The organism is Candidatus Giovannonibacteria bacterium (assembly GCA_016432405.1).
Lineage (GTDB): Bacteria > Patescibacteriota > Minisyncoccia > UBA11713 > 2-01-FULL-45-33 > MFHE01.
In genome coordinates this window covers 309,226-326,775 of the sequence record CP066687.1, presented here as the reverse complement: position 1 = coordinate 326,775, position 17,550 = coordinate 309,226, and the positions used below count along the sequence as shown (strand labels likewise).

The window sequence follows — 17,550 nt, the reverse complement described above, 5'->3', positions numbered from 1 at the left end:
AAAAGCGGCCTCCTCTAAAGACCGCCGAAAGCTTTGTCCGTCCTCCAGCTGCCTAAGACGGCGCTTTCCAGAATTCGCCAAGTTCTTGGCGCCAAATCTCTTCTTCTACAGCCGCCTGCCGGAGAGCTTCTTCAAAAATCGCTTGAGGAACACACCTTTTCTCTCCTGCCAAGCCGGTTTTCTCAAGAACATCCACGAAGCTGATCACATCCAAGCACTCAACAACGACTGTACGTTCTCTTGGGTAGTAGTCAAGCTGCTGGCGGCCGTACCTCGGGTGGTTGAGTTCCTGCCTAAAAAATCTTCGCTTAGTTGAAATTTTTGTATGCGCATCCAGCACCAATTCAGACAGGCCTACGGCATCGCTTAAGCCGAGCGGCAAATAGCGAATGTTCAAAACCTTAAATTTTTTAATTGACATATAACTATCCTCCTGATTCAATACTAGCAAAAGTGATGAAAAAACGCAAACTAATCATAATTGTTGGTCCAAATGCTTCGGGGAAATCGGAGTTAGGGGTTATGCTCTCCAAAAAAATAAATGGGGAAATTATCTCCGCGGATTCGCGGCAAGTTTATAAAGGGTTGGACATCGGCTCCGGAAAAATCACAAAAAGAGAAATGCGCAGGGTGCCGCATTATTGTTTGAGCATTGCCAATCCGAAAAAAGTATTTACAGCGCTGGATTTTAAAAAATGCGCGGAGCGCGCAATCGCTGATATTTTATCGCGCGGAAAAACTCCGATAATAGTCGGCGGGACAGGTTTTTACATTGACGCGGCTTTAGGCAGAATAAAATTGGGCGGGGTGCCGCCAAATTTAAAACTCCGCAAACGGCTTTCCAAAAAATCTGCTCTGGAACTTTTGAAAATGCTCAAAAAACTTGACCCGAAACGCGCAAAAACAATTGAACAAAAAAATCCCCGGCGGCTGATTCGGGTAATTGAGATTGTTTTGTGGAGTAAAAAGCGACATTTTGTTGATTTTGCGGGTTTTGCGAGCACGCAACCCCGAGGACCGCTTGGCGGTCGCGAGGAAAGCAAAATTAATAAAATGGCGATAGTATGGCTTGGTATCAAACATCCACCGGAGGAATTAAAAAAACGAATCAGCTCGCGGCTTCTAAAGCGCCTGCCCGGCATTATCCGCGAAACAAAAAAACTCCACCGAAGCGGAGTTTCTTGGAAACGCCTCCACGATTTAGGTCTGGAATATCGTTATGTGTCGCTTTATCTGCGTGGCAAACTGACAAAAAACGAAATGGCGCAAAGCATTCTCACCGAATCCTGGCACTACGCCAAACGCCAGATGACTTGGTTTAAAAAAAATAAGGAGATCCGCTGGATCCCCTCTGAAAAAGAAGCTTTGCAAATTGCACAAAGAGTTTAAAAAAATATTTACGGAGGGATGGGGATGCTCCAGCAAACTTCAAAGGGCTAATCCCTCCATCTGCTGGTCCCCATCCCTCCCCACGGTGCCACGGATTTTTTACGGCTTTCAGCATCCACCTATCTAGCCTAGGCCCTCTGTGGATGGGTGGGTCGGTACCCTCTGGGAATCTCCGTGGACTTTGCGTTTGCCAACCGCAGGCCATCGAACCACACTAGCACTTTTACTAGTATATCTACCCGATTATCCTTGTCAACACGCTTTTTATCAGTTCTGGATTTGCCGCGCCTTTAGTTTCTTTCATTATTTGGCCAACAAGAAACTGGAGAGACTGCTGTTTGCCTTTCTTAAAATCTTCAACTGCTTTCGGATTTTGGGAAATTATTTTTTTGGCAATTTCCTCCAATGCTTTTTCATCCCCTACTTGCTTGAGCCCCTTGGATTCTATGATGGTTGATGGATCGCCTCCTTGCTCAATCATAACCCGCAAAACATCTTTGGCTATTCGCGAGGTAATTTCTTTTTTATAAATCATTTTGATTAATTCCGCAAAATTTTCCGGAGTAATTAAAAGTTCTTCCGGCGGAATTTCTTTTTCTTTAATCAGCCCGAGAAAATCAGAGGTAAAATAATTAACCGCCACTTTCATAGCTTCAAAGAACTTTTTAGAATCTTTTTCCTTCATCCATTCTTTTAATTCAGAAATAACTTTCTCCCAAAAAGACGCAAGAGCTCGCTCATTAACCAAGGTTTCAACCGAGCTTGTTACTATTCCGTATTCCTCCGTAAATCTTTTTCTTTTCTCTGCGGGCAACTCCGGAATCGTCGCGCGGAGCGCCTCAATGTATTCATCCGAAAATTCCATCGGAGGCAAATCCGGCTCCGGGAAGTAGCGGTAATCGTGCGCCGATTCCTTGGAGCGCTGGGAAAAAGTCGCCTCTTTGTTTTCATCCCAGCCCCGTGTCTCCTGCACCACTTTTTTACCGCTCTCCAAAAGTCCAATCTGGCGCTGGACTTCGTATTCAATCGCCCGCTCCACCGCGCGAAACGAATTGAGATTTTTCACTTCAACTTTAGTTCCCAAAACAGACTTGGCAACCGGGTTGCCAAGTAGCAATCTTGTTGCCTTTGCAACAGAAACATTCGCCTCGCACCTCATCTCTCCCTTTTCCATATTTGCTTCGGAGGCGCCGAGATATTGCAGGACTAATTGCAGCTCCTCCGCAAACTTTTTAGCTTCTTTAGCGGATTTTATATCCGGCTCCGTGACCAATTCCATTAAAGGCACGCCGGCCCTGTTAAAATCCACTAAGCTGAATTTTCCATTGGGGTCGTGCATTAATTTGCCAGCGTCTTCTTCTAAGTGCGCGCGTGTGATTCTGACGCCGTTCAAAACGCCGCCCAAAACCAACGGATGTTTATATTGCGAAATCTGGTATCCCTTCGGGAGGTCCGGATAAAAATAATTTTTACGGTCAAAGTGCGAAAATTTTTGGACTTCTCCCTTCAAAGCCAAGCCAACCTGCTGAACCAATTTCACCGCTTCCTCGTTTATCACAGGTAAGGTCCCGGGGTGGCCCATGCAAACCGGGCAAACGTTGATGTTCGGATGCTTTTCGTCAGGGTCGTTTTTGGAAGAGCAAAACATCTTCGCTTTGGTCCGAAGCTCGGCGTGAACTTCCATGCCTACCGTAATTTGCCATTCCATAGAAAATAATATACACTATTTTTCAATGCTTTCATATACCGATTTAACCAAAGGGGTTGTTTTTGAAATGGACGGCGAGCCATACCTTGTTTTGGAATACAATTTTTTGCGCATGCAGCAAAGAAAGCCCACCGTACAGACCAAATTAAAAAACCTGATTACGGGCAAAATCGTATCAAAATCATTCCAGCAAAGCGATTCCTTTTCGGAAGCCGAAATAGAAAAACAGCCGATAACATTTCTTTATTCAAGTCGCAAGCCTGCCCGCCAACTGGCAGGCGGGGAATTTTGGTTCTGCGAAAAAGGAAATCCAAAAAACCGCTTTCAATTAAAAGAGGGTGCAATCGCCGACCAAGCCAAATTTTTAAAACCGAACACGGAAGTCCTCGCGTATAAATTCGGCGACAAAATAATTAATATTGAATTGCCCGTGAAAATGGATTACAAAGTTGTGGAAGCTCCGCCTTCTTACAAGGGCGACACCGCCACCGGCGGCTCCAAAACCGTAAAACTTGAAAACGGCCTCACGCTTAACGTGCCAATGTTCATAAACGAAGGCGACGTGATAAGAGTGAATACACAGACTGGTGAGTATGTTGAGAGAGCTGAAAAAATGTAAACACCTTTCACCCCGTTAGAAATAAAATTTCTAACGGGGCAAGCCGGCGAATACGTGGAACGCGCCGAGAAAAAATAATAAGGCCCGCGGGGGCCTTATTCTGTTCTTATTCCTGCTGGATCATGCCGTGAAAGGCGCCGAAGTACACTAGCTCTTCCCGAAAAGACTGACGAAAGTCATAAACGGGGCCTCTTAAAGATTCATGTCCCCAGAAAAAGTTTGGATCTCCATGAGCATCCATAAAGTAACCAAACTTTTTTCCAGTAAAAAGCCGCGGGCCCCTAAATGGCAATCCAAAGTATACTTCTCGTAAAGCCGCTTTTAGATCCGCATAGATTTCTCTAGGATCTGCAAGCTGCTTAAGATCAGCCGGGATGAGTCCGGAGTACTGCATAACCCATTTGCGAGGGTTGACGATGTCTTTTTTATAAGCAACCTCCCTTCCATAAAATTCGCAAAGGCCGCAGTAAATGTCTTCATAAATGTACCCGTCCGCTTCAAAAACCAGCTTCCTGCCGCCATCTGGCAATACCTCTTCCTTGCTTTCGGCTGCAGCATAGGTATACTTTTTCGCCTCAACGACGAATGCAACAAGCTCTCTATCAATATCAATCATTGCTCGCCCTCCTTTTCTAGCTACACCCTAGCATACTATAGTATTTTTGTCCAGAGCCCAATTTTCAAATCAGAATTCTTAGCAAATTACCAATTAATCCGCTATAGCGGATTAATTGGTAATTTAACAAACTTGTCCGATCGGTTTATTTTGTTAAGTCAAACTATAACTCAATCCTCTCTCCGGGCTTTAAAGTTCCGGAGCCGGATTCATTTTTGGGCGCCGGTTCCGGTTCCGGCTTATTTTTTTGCGCGTCTAACGATTTTTTCAGCGCCTCGCGCAAGGCCTGGAGATTCTCCGGCTTTCTAAATGGCTGTTCCGTGTGCGGGCGCAAAGATGGCTGTTTTGCCACAAATTCTCCTCTCGCTGGTCTGGGAGGCGCCTGGCGCGGCCGCATCAACTCTTTAAATCTTCCGGCCATCCCGATATGCTCTTTGCAAAATACCGGGCGCGTGGGGTCTGGCGGAAAAGGAACTTGCGTCCTTTTTCCGCAAACGGCGCAGATTGCGTCGTAAAGCGGCGATGTGGGCTGCTTCAGAGGAGCAACCGGCTCTCTCGCCAGCCGCCCCCTGGCCGAGGCCGCGCCCGTTTCCATCGCGCCGATTTCCTCCATCCACTTGTTAACTTTTTCCTCCACCGCTTCTCTCACGCCGCCGTAACTTTTTCTGGACGCTTCTATAATCTGCTCCTTAAAGGACTCGGCTTGTTTTTGTATCGGCGGGAGGGTCATTGCCGAAAACGGACGCGAGGCGACGCCGTCTATCATAAGCTTCAAATAAATATGGGCGAATCCAAGATTTACAATGTCCTGCGCGGAAAATTCAGGTGAAAATTCTTTTTCCAGCATCTCGGCGTCTTCCGCCCCAACGCGGAAAGTCGCTATTGTTCCGACGTTCCCGAAAACGGCGTCCCTGACTTTTTCATCCATCTGCGCGACATATTGATGCGTCAAAATCAAAGACAGGCGGTATTTTCGCGCCTCGGACAAAATATTGGCGAAGGACTCGGAAGCGAAATTTTGAAATTCATCTACGTATAAAAAGAAGTCTGCGCGTTCCGGCTCCGGGGTATCCACCCGGCTCATCGCGGCGAGGTAAAGCTTTGTCACCAGCATCGCGCCAATGAGCCGCGAATTATCCTCGCCCACCTTTCCCTTGGAGAGGTTGATGATAATAATTTTCTTTTCGTCCATCGCGCGCCTTATGTCAAAAGCGGATTTGGGCTGGCCGATGATGTTTCTGATTAAAGGGTTGGAAACAAACTGCCCGACTTTGTTCTGAATAGCCGGGGTGGCTTCGGCGGCGTAACGGTCGGTGTATTTGGCAAATTCCTGCGTCCAAAATGACTTCACTACTGGGTCGGTTATGTGCTCAACCGCCTTTTTTCTAAAATCCTTGTTTATCAGTATCTGGTTTATCCCCAAAATCGTGGCTTCGGGATATTCCAAAAGCGCCAAAATCGCGTTTGCCAAAATATATTCCATGCGCGAAGACCAGACATCAGACCAGATTTTTTTAAAAACCCCCATAAGCCCGTCGGACACCAAGTGCCTTCGCTCCGGGTCCACGTTTTCCATTACGTTGAAACCGATTGGATAAGCAGTATCGTAGGGATTAAAATAAATCACATCGTTAATTCTTTCTTTGGGCACAAAATCCAAAAGCCGTTCGGCGGTATCTCCGTGCGGGTCTATAAAAGCCATCCCCTCGCCGTTTTGAATGTCCTGCACGGCCATATTTTCCAGAAGCGTGGTTTTGCCCATGCCGGTTTTGCCGATGATGTACATATGCTTCCGGCGGTCGGTTTTTTTAATGCCAAAGCGCTTCAGCTGATTCCTGAAGTTCGTTTCCCCAAAATACGTGGCTTTCTGCTCGTCGTTCACTATTTATTAATTATATCCTAAATCGGCAAATTGGGAGGCGGGGCTCCTTTTTTGGCTTCAGTGCGGGGAACCGCCGCAGTGCTTACCACCATTCCCGGGAAATGATAAATTGTCGCAAGCTCCGAGCTTGATAAAACAATCGGCCTGCTTCTGCCGTTGTACGGCGGGTGAAACGCCGAGCGAAAACGGTAAGATTTATACAACCTGATTTTTCTAAGCATGTTGCGCGTTTCCACAAACCAATAATCAACGCTGGTGACAACTTTTCCATTTCCGGCAAAACCGTTTAATGACTGAGAATTAAACTGCCTAAAGATGCCGTTAATTGCCGGAACGGCCAAAAAATTATAAACGTCCGGACGAGCCAGATAAATCCAACGGACCACGGTTTCAAACCCGATTTTGGAAATATTCCGCTCTATTGCTTCCATGGTCGCGCGCTCGCCGGGAGAAAGATTTAAAATCCTGAACTGGTCTGCTTCTTTCTTCATTGGCTTTTTCGCCGGCGGCGCCACAGCCGCCATCAACGCGCCGTGGACAATATCCACAATCCAAGTCAGAAAACCAACCTTCGGAGGCGCGGCTTTGCCCGCCATCTTCGCCACCAGTGCCTCGCCTTCTCTTTTCCAGCGGTCGCTCATGGCGGGGCGGACCAACATTTGAATCCAAATTTTTTCGCCCGGGCGCAAATTTCCCAGAAACTCAAACAAAGATGAAAGCGGGTCAATTTTCCTCTCTTCTTCTTTGGCGCTGATGTCTTCCAGGGCAAAATCCTCGTAAGTGCGAATAGGATACGCGTCCGGCTTGGTGTGGACATATTCGCTGCCCCAAATGCTCCAGTCCCGATTCGGCAGGGCGGCGGGCATGTCTTTGACGTAATCATCAACCACCTTGATTTCGCAGGAAGGATATTGGGCAAAAATTTGCGCCTCTATCATCCTCTTAAAAAAATCGTGAGTCCAGATGTAAAAATGAATTTCGCCGCCGTCTCCCACGATTTCCAGAGAAAACCATGCGGTTATCCAGCCGTTCCAGTAACGTTCAATTAAATTGCCTCTTCGCGCCGTGCCGTGAATGCCGGCGAAAATGCTTTCCATCGCTTGAGGGCTTTTGGCGACTTCTCTGGGGATTTTAATTTCCAGCACGATGAATTTTCTCCTTGCGATGGCGTAAGCCCGCACATATCTCACCCAGGATTCCCAAAAAATAAAAATGAGCACCGCGGGTACCCAGAAAAACCAGCTTGCGCCGAGCCAATAGACGGCCTCCCTTACGATAGGGTCATTTAAGAGAATATTTACCATCGGGAGATTTTTTGAAATATTTTCGGTTCTCCAGATTGATGAAAACCGTGTTTGGTTTTACGAAGCGCTGCTTCAAAACGGCCGGAATTATTTTTTCTTTGGCCATAGGCCCGTTTTTCTTAAGCAAATCGCAAATCACATCCCTGACAACGCCGGGGGAGTATCCCCACGTTTTTAAAGCGTAAAGTCCGCGCCCTACCAAGACGAACCTTTCGTCTTTTATAAGCTCATTGTGGACGGTCTGCGTGTGCGCTTTTTTGCCAACCAGCTTCCCTATTTCGTCCGCCACCGCGGAAAAATGAAGGGGCTTCTGGAGCCTGGAAAGCACCATATGGGAAAGGTCCCGGACTCCGCGCGGTTTGATTTCAGGAAATTCAACAAGCCCCCATTCCCCGAAATAATTTTTAGAAATAAGTTTGGAAAGCCCGAGCCAATTGCCCAAAACCGCGCCGGGAGGCGCGTCGCCCAAAACGTTTTTCGCTGAAGCCGACAAAATCTCAAAAAGTTCGTTTTCCTGAACCGGCTTGCCCGATTTTCTCAACGCGTCAATTGCGCCGTCTAAAGATTTGCGCGCGTCCGCGTCCGCCTCCGCCCCCAAAGCCCAGCGGTCGTGGAGCTCGTCGGATTCGTGGAGCCGCACCATCGGGTTATGCAAAGAAAGCAGAAAGTAAACATGATTTGCGTGTCTGGGGTGGGGAGCCAACGCCTCTAAAACGGCGCCCTCTTTAAGCACCCGCCCCTCTTGGCTAAAATACGCCTCCAGCCCCTCAAAAACGCCCTTAAGCTCCGCCATAGTGGGAGATTTCCTTATCCTGCCAAGCCCATCGGCCTCAATCTGGCGCACCCGCTCGCGCGTAATGCCGTATTTTTGGCCTATGGCTTCAAGCGTCAGCCGTTCCGGATTTTTGCCCAAACCAAAACGCCGCTCCAAAACGTCCTTTGTCCTTTTGGGCAACACGCCGAAAAGCTTTTTAGTGGCTTCCTCCGGATGAACTGGCAGCTGATATTTCATAAGTGGTATAAAAATATACTAGCAAATAGCCCCAAATCGTGTCAAGAGCTTCTATAAAATTCTCTTTAGCCGCGCGCCAGTATATCTTTTTTGCTTAGGTTCATTCTTTTGCGATCGCTGAAGTATAAACCATTTTTGAATTTGCAATCTTCACGCTATAGCAAGCAAATTGCAAATATGAGCAAATAATTGATAATTGAACCCAAACTTTCCAATTTGCCCTTAGCGACTAAAGCTTGAGGCATAAAACATAAAGCTATGTGTTATTTTTTGATTTTTCATAAGAAACATAAATTATTGCGACGCCGAATATGAAAACAATGCCGCGTACCCACAGAGGAGTATCTGCTAATGATGAACTGGGAGCGATAGAGATACCCAAAACAGAAAGTATTAAAATATATCCAAATAATCTCTAACTTTCCCGATCCTTTCTGCGTCGTTTCTCCAAGTTCTTATTATTAAGTTTTCTAAAACGCCAATCATACCTACTAGCAAAATAAAGCAACAGCAAAGGAACGATTACAATTCCAGCAACAACTGATAAAAGTATAAATGATTCCATAATTGGATTAAGTACTACAAGCTAATGCTTTAAATAATAATACAACCTACCCAACAATCAATAGCTCTGTTTTTGCCAGATTTGTTAGGCGACACTTTCTTACGATCGTTCAAAAGTGTCGTATATGTAGCCACCACGCAACTATCACACAGCCACCGCACAACTACTATGATATATCATAGTGGTTCCCCTGCCACAAAACCCTTTCTTGCCATACACTGTTTTCTCACGATCGGAAGAAAACGATGTACGGGGAATAACTAAAAATTCAAGCCCCTAAAATGCCCTCGCTGAAGCGACCTTCGGAGCCCAAAAAGATGCCGCGTTTGCGGATGGAAAAGCTTTCCAAAATCCCCAATGCCCAAAACAAGCTCACTAAGCTTGACCCGCCGTAAGAAAGAAACGGCATTCCCAAGCCGGTTATCGGCAAAAGTCCGGAATTCATGCCGATATGTATTGCCGACTGGAAAAATATAAAAATAGCGAGCCCCGCCGCGTAGAGCTTTTCAAAATTTGATTCTCCGTAAATGCCCCGGAGCAGTATCCGCCAAAGCGCCACGCCCAAAAAAAAGAGCAAAAATAAAACGCCTACAAAACCCCATTCCTCCGCGAAAGCCGCGAAAATAAAATCCGTCTCATGCTCCGGCAAAAATTCCAATCTGGACTGCGTGCCGTATCCAACGCCTTTGCCAAAGAGCCCGCCCGACCCTATGGCGATGACCGATTGAAGCGCGTGGTATCCGGCTCCCCGCGCGTCGCGCGCGGGGTCAAAAAATGAAATTATCCTTGTTTTTTGGTACGGGAGCAAAACGAAGCTCCAAAGAATCAAGCCCAAAACCGCGCCGGAGAGCAAAAGAAAAAAAAGCTGCCGCATTTTTATTCCTCCGGCCAAAGCCATGCCAAGCCAGATCGCCACAAGAACGATTGCCGAGCCCATATCCGGCTGTGTGGCAACCAAAACCGCAGGAATTGCGACGTAAATAAAAGACACGGCCAGGCGCGCGAAGCGCGCTATCTCAATATGGCGCTTGGAGAAATATTTCGCCAACACCAAAACCAGCGCCGGCTTTATAAGCTCAACCGGCTCAATACTTAATCCTTTTATTTGAAACCAGCTGGAAGCGCCGCGCACAGATTTGCCGTAAAAAATTAAAAATAAAAGCGCGGCAACCAAAATAAAATATAAAATAAGCAAAAAAATGCTGTTAGTTTTAAGAAAACTCCAATCGGCAAGGACAGAAATCAAAAACACGGTAACCCCGGCCAAAACCCAGACCAGTTGCCGGCTGAAAAAATAATCTTCCGCGGCGCCGGCGGGGGGGCCGAAAAATTTCATTGTAGCAAGCCCCAAAACAACAAGCGCGAACACGCTTAAAATTAAAACCCAGTCAACGCCGCCAAGCATCCGAAGCGCCCGCATCATGGGATTTGCCTCAAAAAAACATCGGCTCTCTCCACTCCGCTTATCGCCATCGGCCAGGTAAATACCGCCGCGCGTTCCTCGCCGATATCCAAGCGGTCTATTTTGGTTTTGGAAACACCCAAAACAACGTCTCCGCTCCCCAAAAGCAGGGCGGCCGCTTCTATATTGCGGTAAACGCTCGTTGATTGGTTTTTAACCTTTACTTCAAGCCGCGGCGAAGACACGTCGGCAAGAAAAATGTCTCTCCGTAAAACGTCTATTTTTAAGGGCTCCGGCTCTCCGGCTTCCCAAGACACGCTTCTCATCTCAAGTACGGCGGTCTTGGGAAAGCGGTTTTGGGCGACGATGTTCGGCTCAAAAACCAAAAATTTTTCTCCTGGCTGTATGAATGTCGCCCCCTCGCGGATTGAGACAAGAACATTGTTGGCGTCGTAAAGCTTTATCGCATAGACGAATTTTTTCGTCTTTAAAAATTGGTTGCCGTTTTCCAGCAAAGCTGCTGCGTCGTAAACCCCCTCGCGGATGGGAAAAAATCTAGTCCATAAAATGGCGATGTCATGTATTTTCTCCGAGCACGGCGCGCAGCGCGCCTCGGCCCCTCCGCAATCAACCCCTTCTTCGTCCTGATTCTGCTTATTGTCAAAACAGGTCGGCTCCGGCCGGAAAAAATAAATCAGCCCACCAACGATTAAAACAACCACGGCCGCAAAAACCGCGAAAACCCCTAGTTGCCTTCTCACTCCCCACGAAAAAATAGGCATAGGTTAAGTATATTATAATTTTTGAAAATAAAAAATTGCCCTACTTATTACTTGACAAGATAATTATAAAGAGTATAATAAGAAATAGACACAAAATAAAAATACCACGAAAGGAGCGGAAAAATATGAAGAACATCGCAGAAGCGCGCCGGATGAGGCGCGAAAAAAGAAAAGTGAAAAGGGAAAGGCGAGAGGAAAAACATAGGCAAGAGACCAAACGGAAGCGCAGCCCGAGCATGAGGTTCGGCCAGCGCCTCTCCGGCCTCGCCAAGAGCGTCCTCTCATTCCTGCCTTCTTGGTAAAAGCCGCGTGCCAGCTCCGACCCCCAAGACCCTCTGGGCAATCCCGGGGGGTCTTTTTTATTTATAATCATAACTAAACACTCAAGGCCGGTCGGTCAAGAGTGTATAGTACCGGTAAAAATCGGCAAAAAATAAAAAACACCCTTGCCAGTTGACAAGGGCTTAAGAACTGCATTATAGCATATTTATTTAAAAATTCAGAAAGAACAAATATGGGTGGCGAAGGGGCGCGTAGCGGCCGTTATAGCCTGGACCGCACCTCGCTTCGGAGAAAAAGCGCCCCCTTCGCCTGTTCACGCCTCCCCCATTTCCGAACAACGGCACCACAGCCGGCAGCGCTTAGGGGGTTTTAGCGTCTGCGTAACCATTATAGCAAACAGGCCAGCCGCGTCAACATACAGAACCTGCTATAATTAAACAATGCCAAGGCGCATAAAACTGACGATCGCGGCCATTTTGATGCTTATGGTTTCTTATTATCTAAACATCGCCTACGTGGGCACGGCGGCTTATTATCTCGCGGGAATATTTTTCGGAAAAGAAGTGCGCGCCGAAGAGCTCCTGGAAAAATATAAAAGCGGCGACATAAAAATTTTAATAGTCCCCGGGCATGACAAAGAAAATTACGGAACGCAATACCGCGGGACTACGGAAGCAAGCATCAACGCCGAGCTGGGAAATTATCTGTTTGATTCTTTGCGAAGAGACGGAAAGTTTTCCGTTTTTATCACAAATAAAATCACGGGCGAGCACAACGACTGGATTTTGGATTACATAAAAACCCAAAACACGGCTATCGCCGCGTTTAAAGAAAAGGTAAAAGCCGTTTTTAAAAATGCCGTTAAAATCGGCGCGGTCAAAAAAGAAACAAAAGTATATCATAACCCTGCCGCGGACAATACCTCGCAGATTCTCTACGGCATAAACAAATGGGCGAACGACAACGGCGCGGATATCGTGCTCCACATACATCTTAACGATTACCCGGGGAGAAAATACGATATGCCCGGGAAATACGCGGGGTTCGCGATATACGTGCCGGACGACCAGTTCCCCAACGGCAAAGCAAGCATGGAAGTGGCCAAATATATAAAAGAGGAACTTGATAAAATCGCCGACGGAAGCAATTTCCCGAAAGAAAAAGAGATTCTGATAGAAGACCAGCAGCTTATCGCCGTCGGCTCAAACGCTTCCAGAGATGGCGTTTCAATATTGATAGAATACGGATATATTTACGAATCAAAATTTTTAAACAAGGAATTGAGGCCTTTTGTGCTGCGCGAATTGGCCGAGGCGACCCACAGGGGCCTTGCGAATTTTTTCAGACAAAATTAAACCCTTTCAACCGGCGGCTGCCTACTTTCCCCCAAAGGAGTATCATCGGCAGTACGGCGTTTTACTTCTCTGTTCGGAATGGGAAGAGGTAGTTCCGCCGCCTCAAGCCGCCGAATGAAAAGATTCAATTTATTTTTGTAATTTATAAGCGCGTTTCCTAACAAGACGGATAAATCTTATCAGGTTGTTTGATCTATTAGTACTCCTCGGCTTAAGGCCTTGCGGTCCTTACACCTAGAGCCTATCAACCTCGTAGTCTTCGAGGAATCAATAATTCCTAATCTTGGGGCGTGCTTCGCGCTTAGATGCTTTCAGCGCTTATCACTTAGCGACTTAGCCACCCTGCGTTCCGCCTGGCGGCAGAGCAGGCAAACCAGAGGTCGCCTCCTTCCGGTCCTCTCGTACTAGGAAGAACCCCCCTCAAGAATCAACGGGTGTAGTAGATAGGAGTCCAACCTGTCTCACGACGGTCTGAACCCAGCTCACGTACCTTTTTAATTGGCGAACAGCCAAACCCTTGGGAGCTTCTCCACCCCCAGGATAAGATGAGCCGACATCGAGGTGCCGAACTCCGTCGTCGCTATGGACGCTTGGACGGAACTAGCCTGTTATCCCCGGAGTAGCTTTTATCCGTTAATCTTCCGCGGCATCGAGTGCCAACGGTCGGTTCACTAGATTCTGGTTTCCCACCTGCTCGGGATGCCCCCCTCGCAGTTAAGCCGGCTTTTCCTCTTACAGGTCCGGCGCGATGTCCATCCGCGCTAAGCCGACCTTAATAAACTCCTCCGTTACTTTTTAGGAGGATTGCGCCCCACACAAACTGCCCAGCAGCTACTGTCCTCCGACGTTTTTGCCGTCGGAGTTAGATTTTACATTTTTAAAAATGGGTGTTTCATTGGCGCCTCCGTCCCGCCCAAAAGCGGGATTTCAACGGCTCCCCACTACGCTACGTAGTAAAAACGTAAAGCCAATAACAACTTGCAGTAAAGCTTCCGGGGTCTTTTCGTCTAACTACACCTAACCGGCATCTTCACCGGTATCGCATTTTCACCGAGCAAATCCCCGAGACAGTCCCCCAGTCGTTACGCCTTTCGTGCGCGTCAGAACTCACCTGACAAGGAATTGCGCTCACAATTGTTACTGCGTAACAATTGGACAATTGACAATTAACATTTGGCAATTGACCAAAACATTACGGGCTAACTCATTTCTGGTTAGCTCTCCGTGTTGCCACGGAGGTCGGACTATATCTTGTCGCCTGAGGCGACTTCTGCGTATAGTCTCTACGGGGTACGAATACTGATTTTTGGAGTCAAATTTGGGTACTTGACATAATAAACAATATATGATAACTTTAAGACAGAGGAGGGACAAGCCATGCAAACTTCGCTATATATCGTGGCTAGCTTATTGTCTGTAGGAGTGGCAGCAGTTCTGATTTACGCCGTAATAAAGTTTATCGAAGATTTTCGCAGGGTTTTTAAGGGGTCAAAAAGTTGACCCTTTTTCCTTTTTTTATTTTTTCCAAAAATCAGTATTCGCACTTCCCTCGGTATTGCCCGCCACAACTTCGCAGATGTTGGCGGGTGTTCACCGATACAGCAGAATTTTACTAAGGCAGGCATTCCACCTTAGGACCGTTTATTTGTGTTAGCTCATAGTCGCCCATGAGATCGGACTATATCTTCCCCGCCGATGGCGGGGTCTCGCGTATAGTCTCTGAGGAGCCTTCTTTGTAAACATCTGATAATTGATATTTACGCTTTCTGCCCCGACCTTCATTTAATGTTTCGCGCAATTGCAAAATTCTTCTGAAGCCATCTCTTGTAAGATGTTCGTTTTTTGCCATTGCCTCAACAATTTTTCTGAAAATCGAGAAGTTTCTTTTTTTATTTGCGGATAGAAACCCAAACCGCTCAAAGAAAGGAATAATTTTTTCTTGAAGCGACCGAACATTGGTCACTTCGTAGTACACAACTCCATCCGGTCTTTCTCTTAAAGTCCCGCATCCAAGCACGTTTTTGATTTGCGCTAAGATTACGCGATCTTTTTGAGAGATGTTAAACGAAGCTGTAAGTTTCCATTGATCCTTATAATCATTTCTTTTTTTACAGAAACATTGAAGCTTCCTTCTCCGTCTGTAAATCCGGCTATGTAATAACCGATTTTTGGATCAATGGTTTTTATCCATTCAGTCATTTGATTTTTTAATCAAAGAAGTTTCCTGCGGATTGTCTGCATCACAGCATTGTTACTTTCGCTCGACTGCGATGAGTAGCTGTGAATCCTGCCAGAGTTTCCCGCATATAGCGAGATTTTTTAACGTAACTACAACGGACAAATTTCTATAGTTACGGCCGACATTGACGAGGGCTTCGGCCGGTCACCCCTCCGACGTAACGTCGGAGGAACGCCAGCGTTAACCTTCTCGCATTGGTCAGGCGTCACCCCCTATACTTCCTCTTACGAGTTTGCAGGGAGCTGTGTTTTTGTTAAACAGTCGCCAGGGGTACTTTCGCTGCGTCCCGACACTCTTGCGAGGTCGGGAAATCCATATTGCGAACTTACGGATGCTTTTTTGCCGAGTTCCTTGGGGATCTTTCACTCGTTCACCTTGGTCTACTCGACCTACCCACCTGTGTCGGATTTCGGTACGGTTGCGTATAGATAATTTTAGACATTTTTCTGGGAAGCCTGCTTTGCAAAATTTCTTAACCTTGCGGAAAAAATTTTCGCTCTTCTTGGATAACGCGCATTAAAGCGCTTGAGCGCGGATTTGCCTGCGCTCTATCCTCAAAGCCCGAACGCAAATCCAATAATGCGCTTTGCATACTAGACTCCGTCCTGCCGTCAAAACTATACGCAGTGCAGGAATATTAACCTGCTGTCCATCGCCTCCGGCTTTCGCCATTGGCTTAGGGCCGACTAACCCTTGGCTGATTGTCATTGCCAAGGAAACCTTGGGTTTTCGGTGGTCCGGGCTTTCACCGGACTTGTGGTTACTTGTGCCAACATTCTCGCTTCCAAACGCTCCACTCCGGCTCGCGCCGTGGGCTTCACTGCATTTGGAACGCTCTCCTACCACTCTGTCCCAAACTAAGTTTAGGACAAAATTCTCACCTTCGGTACTCTGCTTAGCCCCGATAATTTTCGGCGCGAAGTCTCTTGACGAGTGAGCTGTTACGCACTCTTTAAAGGATGGCTGCTTCTAAGCCAACCTCCTCGCTGTTTAAGAAACTCCACCACCTTCTTTGCACTTAGCAGAAATTTAGGGACCTTAGATTGAGATCTGGGCTGTTTCCCTTTTGACCAATGGAGCTTAGCCCCCATAGTCTGACTATCCGCCTAAATAGATTAGCCATTCGGAGTTTAGTAGGATCGTCGAGCTTTCGCCCTATACGAACCTTCTAGTAGCTCTACCTGCTAATTTTTGGCGGACGCTAGCCCTAAAGCTATTTCGGAGAGAACCAGCTATTACCGAATTCGATTAGCTTTTCACTCCTTGCCACAGCTCATCCGATAGTATTGAACGGCTAAACGGTTCGGGCCTCCCCCCGCCTTTCGGCGGGGTTCACCCTGGCCATGGCAAGCTCATCCGGCTTCGGGTCTATCCAGCACCTTTTTTGATAAATAAATACCAAAATCGCCCTTTTAAGACTCGGTTTCCCTTCGCCTCCGGGCTCTGCGCCCTTAGACAAAAGATGCTGAATAAGTCGTTGGCTCATTCTTCAATAGGCACGCCGTTACCCTCGATGCTTGCGCATCGGGGCTCCGACTCCTTGTAAGCATATGGTTTCAGGTACTATTTCACCGCCCTCACCGGGCTGCTTTTCAACTTTCCCTCACGGTACTGGTTCACTATCGATGATAAATGGTATTTAGCCTTACCGGCTCGTGCCGGCAGATTCCCCCGAACTACACATTTTTCGAGGTACTCAAGTTCACCCCCACACCAAAAAATTTTGGTGTGGGGGTTTAGTCCAGAGAGTCAAAGGTGACTTTCGCTTACGGGGCTATTACCCTCTTTGGCCGGCCTTTCCAGGGCCGTTCTGCTAGACAAACCTTAATACTTGAACTCTCCCCCTCTCGGGACGGACTAAACTTACTACTTCTTAACTAGCCAACTAGTAAACTAGAAAACTAGAAAAGATCTGGGCTCTTCCCTTTTCGCTCGCCGCTACTGGGGGAATAAATTATTATTCTCTTTTCCTCCGCTTACTGAAATGTTTTACTTCAGCGGGTTCGCGCCCCGACGTTTCAGTCGGGGCGTTCCGACTTATCGTCGGAACGGGTTTCCCCATTCGGAAATCTTGGGATCAAAGGTTGCTAGACACCTCCCCCAAGCTTAACGCAGTCACGCCACGCCCTTCGTCGCCCATTTTATCTCGAGCCATCCGCCATACGCCCTTTTACCCCCGCTAAGCGGGGGTGTAACCTGCCCCGATGCAAGATCGGGGCCGTCTTGTTAGAAAATGCGCTTACAAATTTCACTATCTTGTCAAAGTGCGCACTCTCTATAAACAAAAAATCCGCTCATCAGGAGCGGGGAAACGCGCAAAAAACGAGAATCACCCGCTTGTTATTCCTGATAGATTAAAAATACTGTTCATAGATTGTGTAAGCCCATTATAATC

Annotated in this window: 11 protein-coding genes, 2 rRNA genes and 1 pseudogene; 4 read left to right on the top strand and 10 right to left on the bottom strand. The window is 47.2% G+C overall.

Annotated elements, in window-relative coordinates; translation table 11 throughout:
• Positions 1-52: 52 nt before the first annotated feature.
• Entirely contained in the window at positions 53-421 is a 369-nt protein-coding gene (locus HYW15_02025) for a hypothetical protein (protein ID QQG42274.1), read from the bottom strand.
• 35 nt (positions 422-456) lie between these two features.
• On the opposite strand from HYW15_02025, the gene miaA reads away from it, so the two are divergent.
• Entirely contained in the window at positions 457-1,389 is a 933-nt protein-coding gene (gene miaA, locus HYW15_02020; protein ID QQG42963.1) for a tRNA (adenosine(37)-N6)-dimethylallyltransferase MiaA, read from the top strand.
• Positions 1,390-1,624: 235 nt separating this feature from the next.
• Here miaA and gatB read toward each other — a convergent pair whose 3' ends face one another.
• Positions 1,625-3,097, bottom strand: a complete 1,473-nt coding sequence (gene gatB / locus HYW15_02015; GenBank protein ID QQG42962.1) for an Asp-tRNA(Asn)/Glu-tRNA(Gln) amidotransferase subunit GatB — start codon at positions 3,095-3,097, stop codon at positions 1,625-1,627.
• A 25-nt stretch (positions 3,098-3,122) separates the two neighbouring features.
• Here gatB and HYW15_02010 point away from each other — a divergent pair, with 25 nt between their 5' ends.
• Positions 3,123-3,716 (top strand): elongation factor P, encoded by a 594-nt coding sequence (locus HYW15_02010; protein QQG42961.1) that lies wholly within the window; start codon positions 3,123-3,125, stop codon positions 3,714-3,716.
• Between the two features lie 106 nt (positions 3,717-3,822).
• Here HYW15_02010 and HYW15_02005 read toward each other — a convergent pair whose 3' ends face one another.
• From HYW15_02005 to HYW15_01980, 6 genes and pseudogenes are all read right to left on the bottom strand, one after another.
• Positions 3,823-4,332 (bottom strand): hypothetical protein, encoded by a 510-nt coding sequence (locus tag HYW15_02005; protein ID QQG42960.1) that lies wholly within the window; start codon positions 4,330-4,332, stop codon positions 3,823-3,825.
• Between the two features lie 163 nt (positions 4,333-4,495).
• Positions 4,496-6,190, bottom strand: a pseudogene (locus HYW15_02000) (type IV secretion system DNA-binding domain-containing protein).
• A 41-nt stretch (positions 6,191-6,231) separates the two neighbouring features.
• Positions 6,232-7,518, bottom strand: coding sequence for a hypothetical protein (locus HYW15_01995; protein ID QQG42959.1), 1,287 nt, complete (start codon positions 7,516-7,518; stop codon positions 6,232-6,234).
• The gene (locus HYW15_01990; GenBank protein ID QQG42958.1) at positions 7,496-8,530 is read right to left on the bottom strand and encodes a hypothetical protein; all 1,035 of its coding nucleotides are present in this window, start codon (positions 8,528-8,530) and stop codon (positions 7,496-7,498) included. Before HYW15_01990 ends, HYW15_01995 begins: the two co-directional genes overlap by 23 nt.
• Positions 8,531-9,363: 833 nt before the next feature.
• Positions 9,364-10,518 (bottom strand): rod shape-determining protein RodA, encoded by a 1,155-nt coding sequence (rodA, locus tag HYW15_01985; GenBank protein QQG42957.1) that lies wholly within the window; start codon positions 10,516-10,518, stop codon positions 9,364-9,366.
• Positions 10,515-11,279: a hypothetical protein gene (locus HYW15_01980; protein ID QQG42956.1), complete on the bottom strand. Its 765-nt coding sequence runs from the start codon at positions 11,277-11,279 to the stop codon at positions 10,515-10,517. Before HYW15_01980 ends, rodA begins: the two co-directional genes overlap by 4 nt.
• A gap of 125 nt (positions 11,280-11,404) precedes the next feature.
• On the opposite strand from HYW15_01980, the gene HYW15_01975 reads away from it, so the two are divergent.
• Positions 11,405-11,581: a hypothetical protein gene (locus HYW15_01975; protein ID QQG42955.1), complete on the top strand. Its 177-nt coding sequence runs from the start codon at positions 11,405-11,407 to the stop codon at positions 11,579-11,581.
• Between the two features lie 420 nt (positions 11,582-12,001).
• Positions 12,002-12,916, top strand: a complete 915-nt coding sequence (locus tag HYW15_01970; protein QQG42954.1) for an N-acetylmuramoyl-L-alanine amidase — start codon at positions 12,002-12,004, stop codon at positions 12,914-12,916.
• An 8-nt stretch (positions 12,917-12,924) separates the two neighbouring features.
• On the opposite strand, the gene rrf is transcribed toward HYW15_01970, so the two are convergent.
• Both rrf and HYW15_01960 read right to left on the bottom strand, forming a co-directional pair.
• A 5S ribosomal RNA gene (rrf, locus tag HYW15_01965) occupies positions 12,925-13,031 on the bottom strand.
• A 60-nt stretch (positions 13,032-13,091) separates the two neighbouring features.
• Positions 13,092-17,337: ribosomal RNA gene (locus HYW15_01960) — 23S ribosomal RNA — on the bottom strand.
• Positions 17,338-17,550 lie beyond the last annotated feature (213 nt).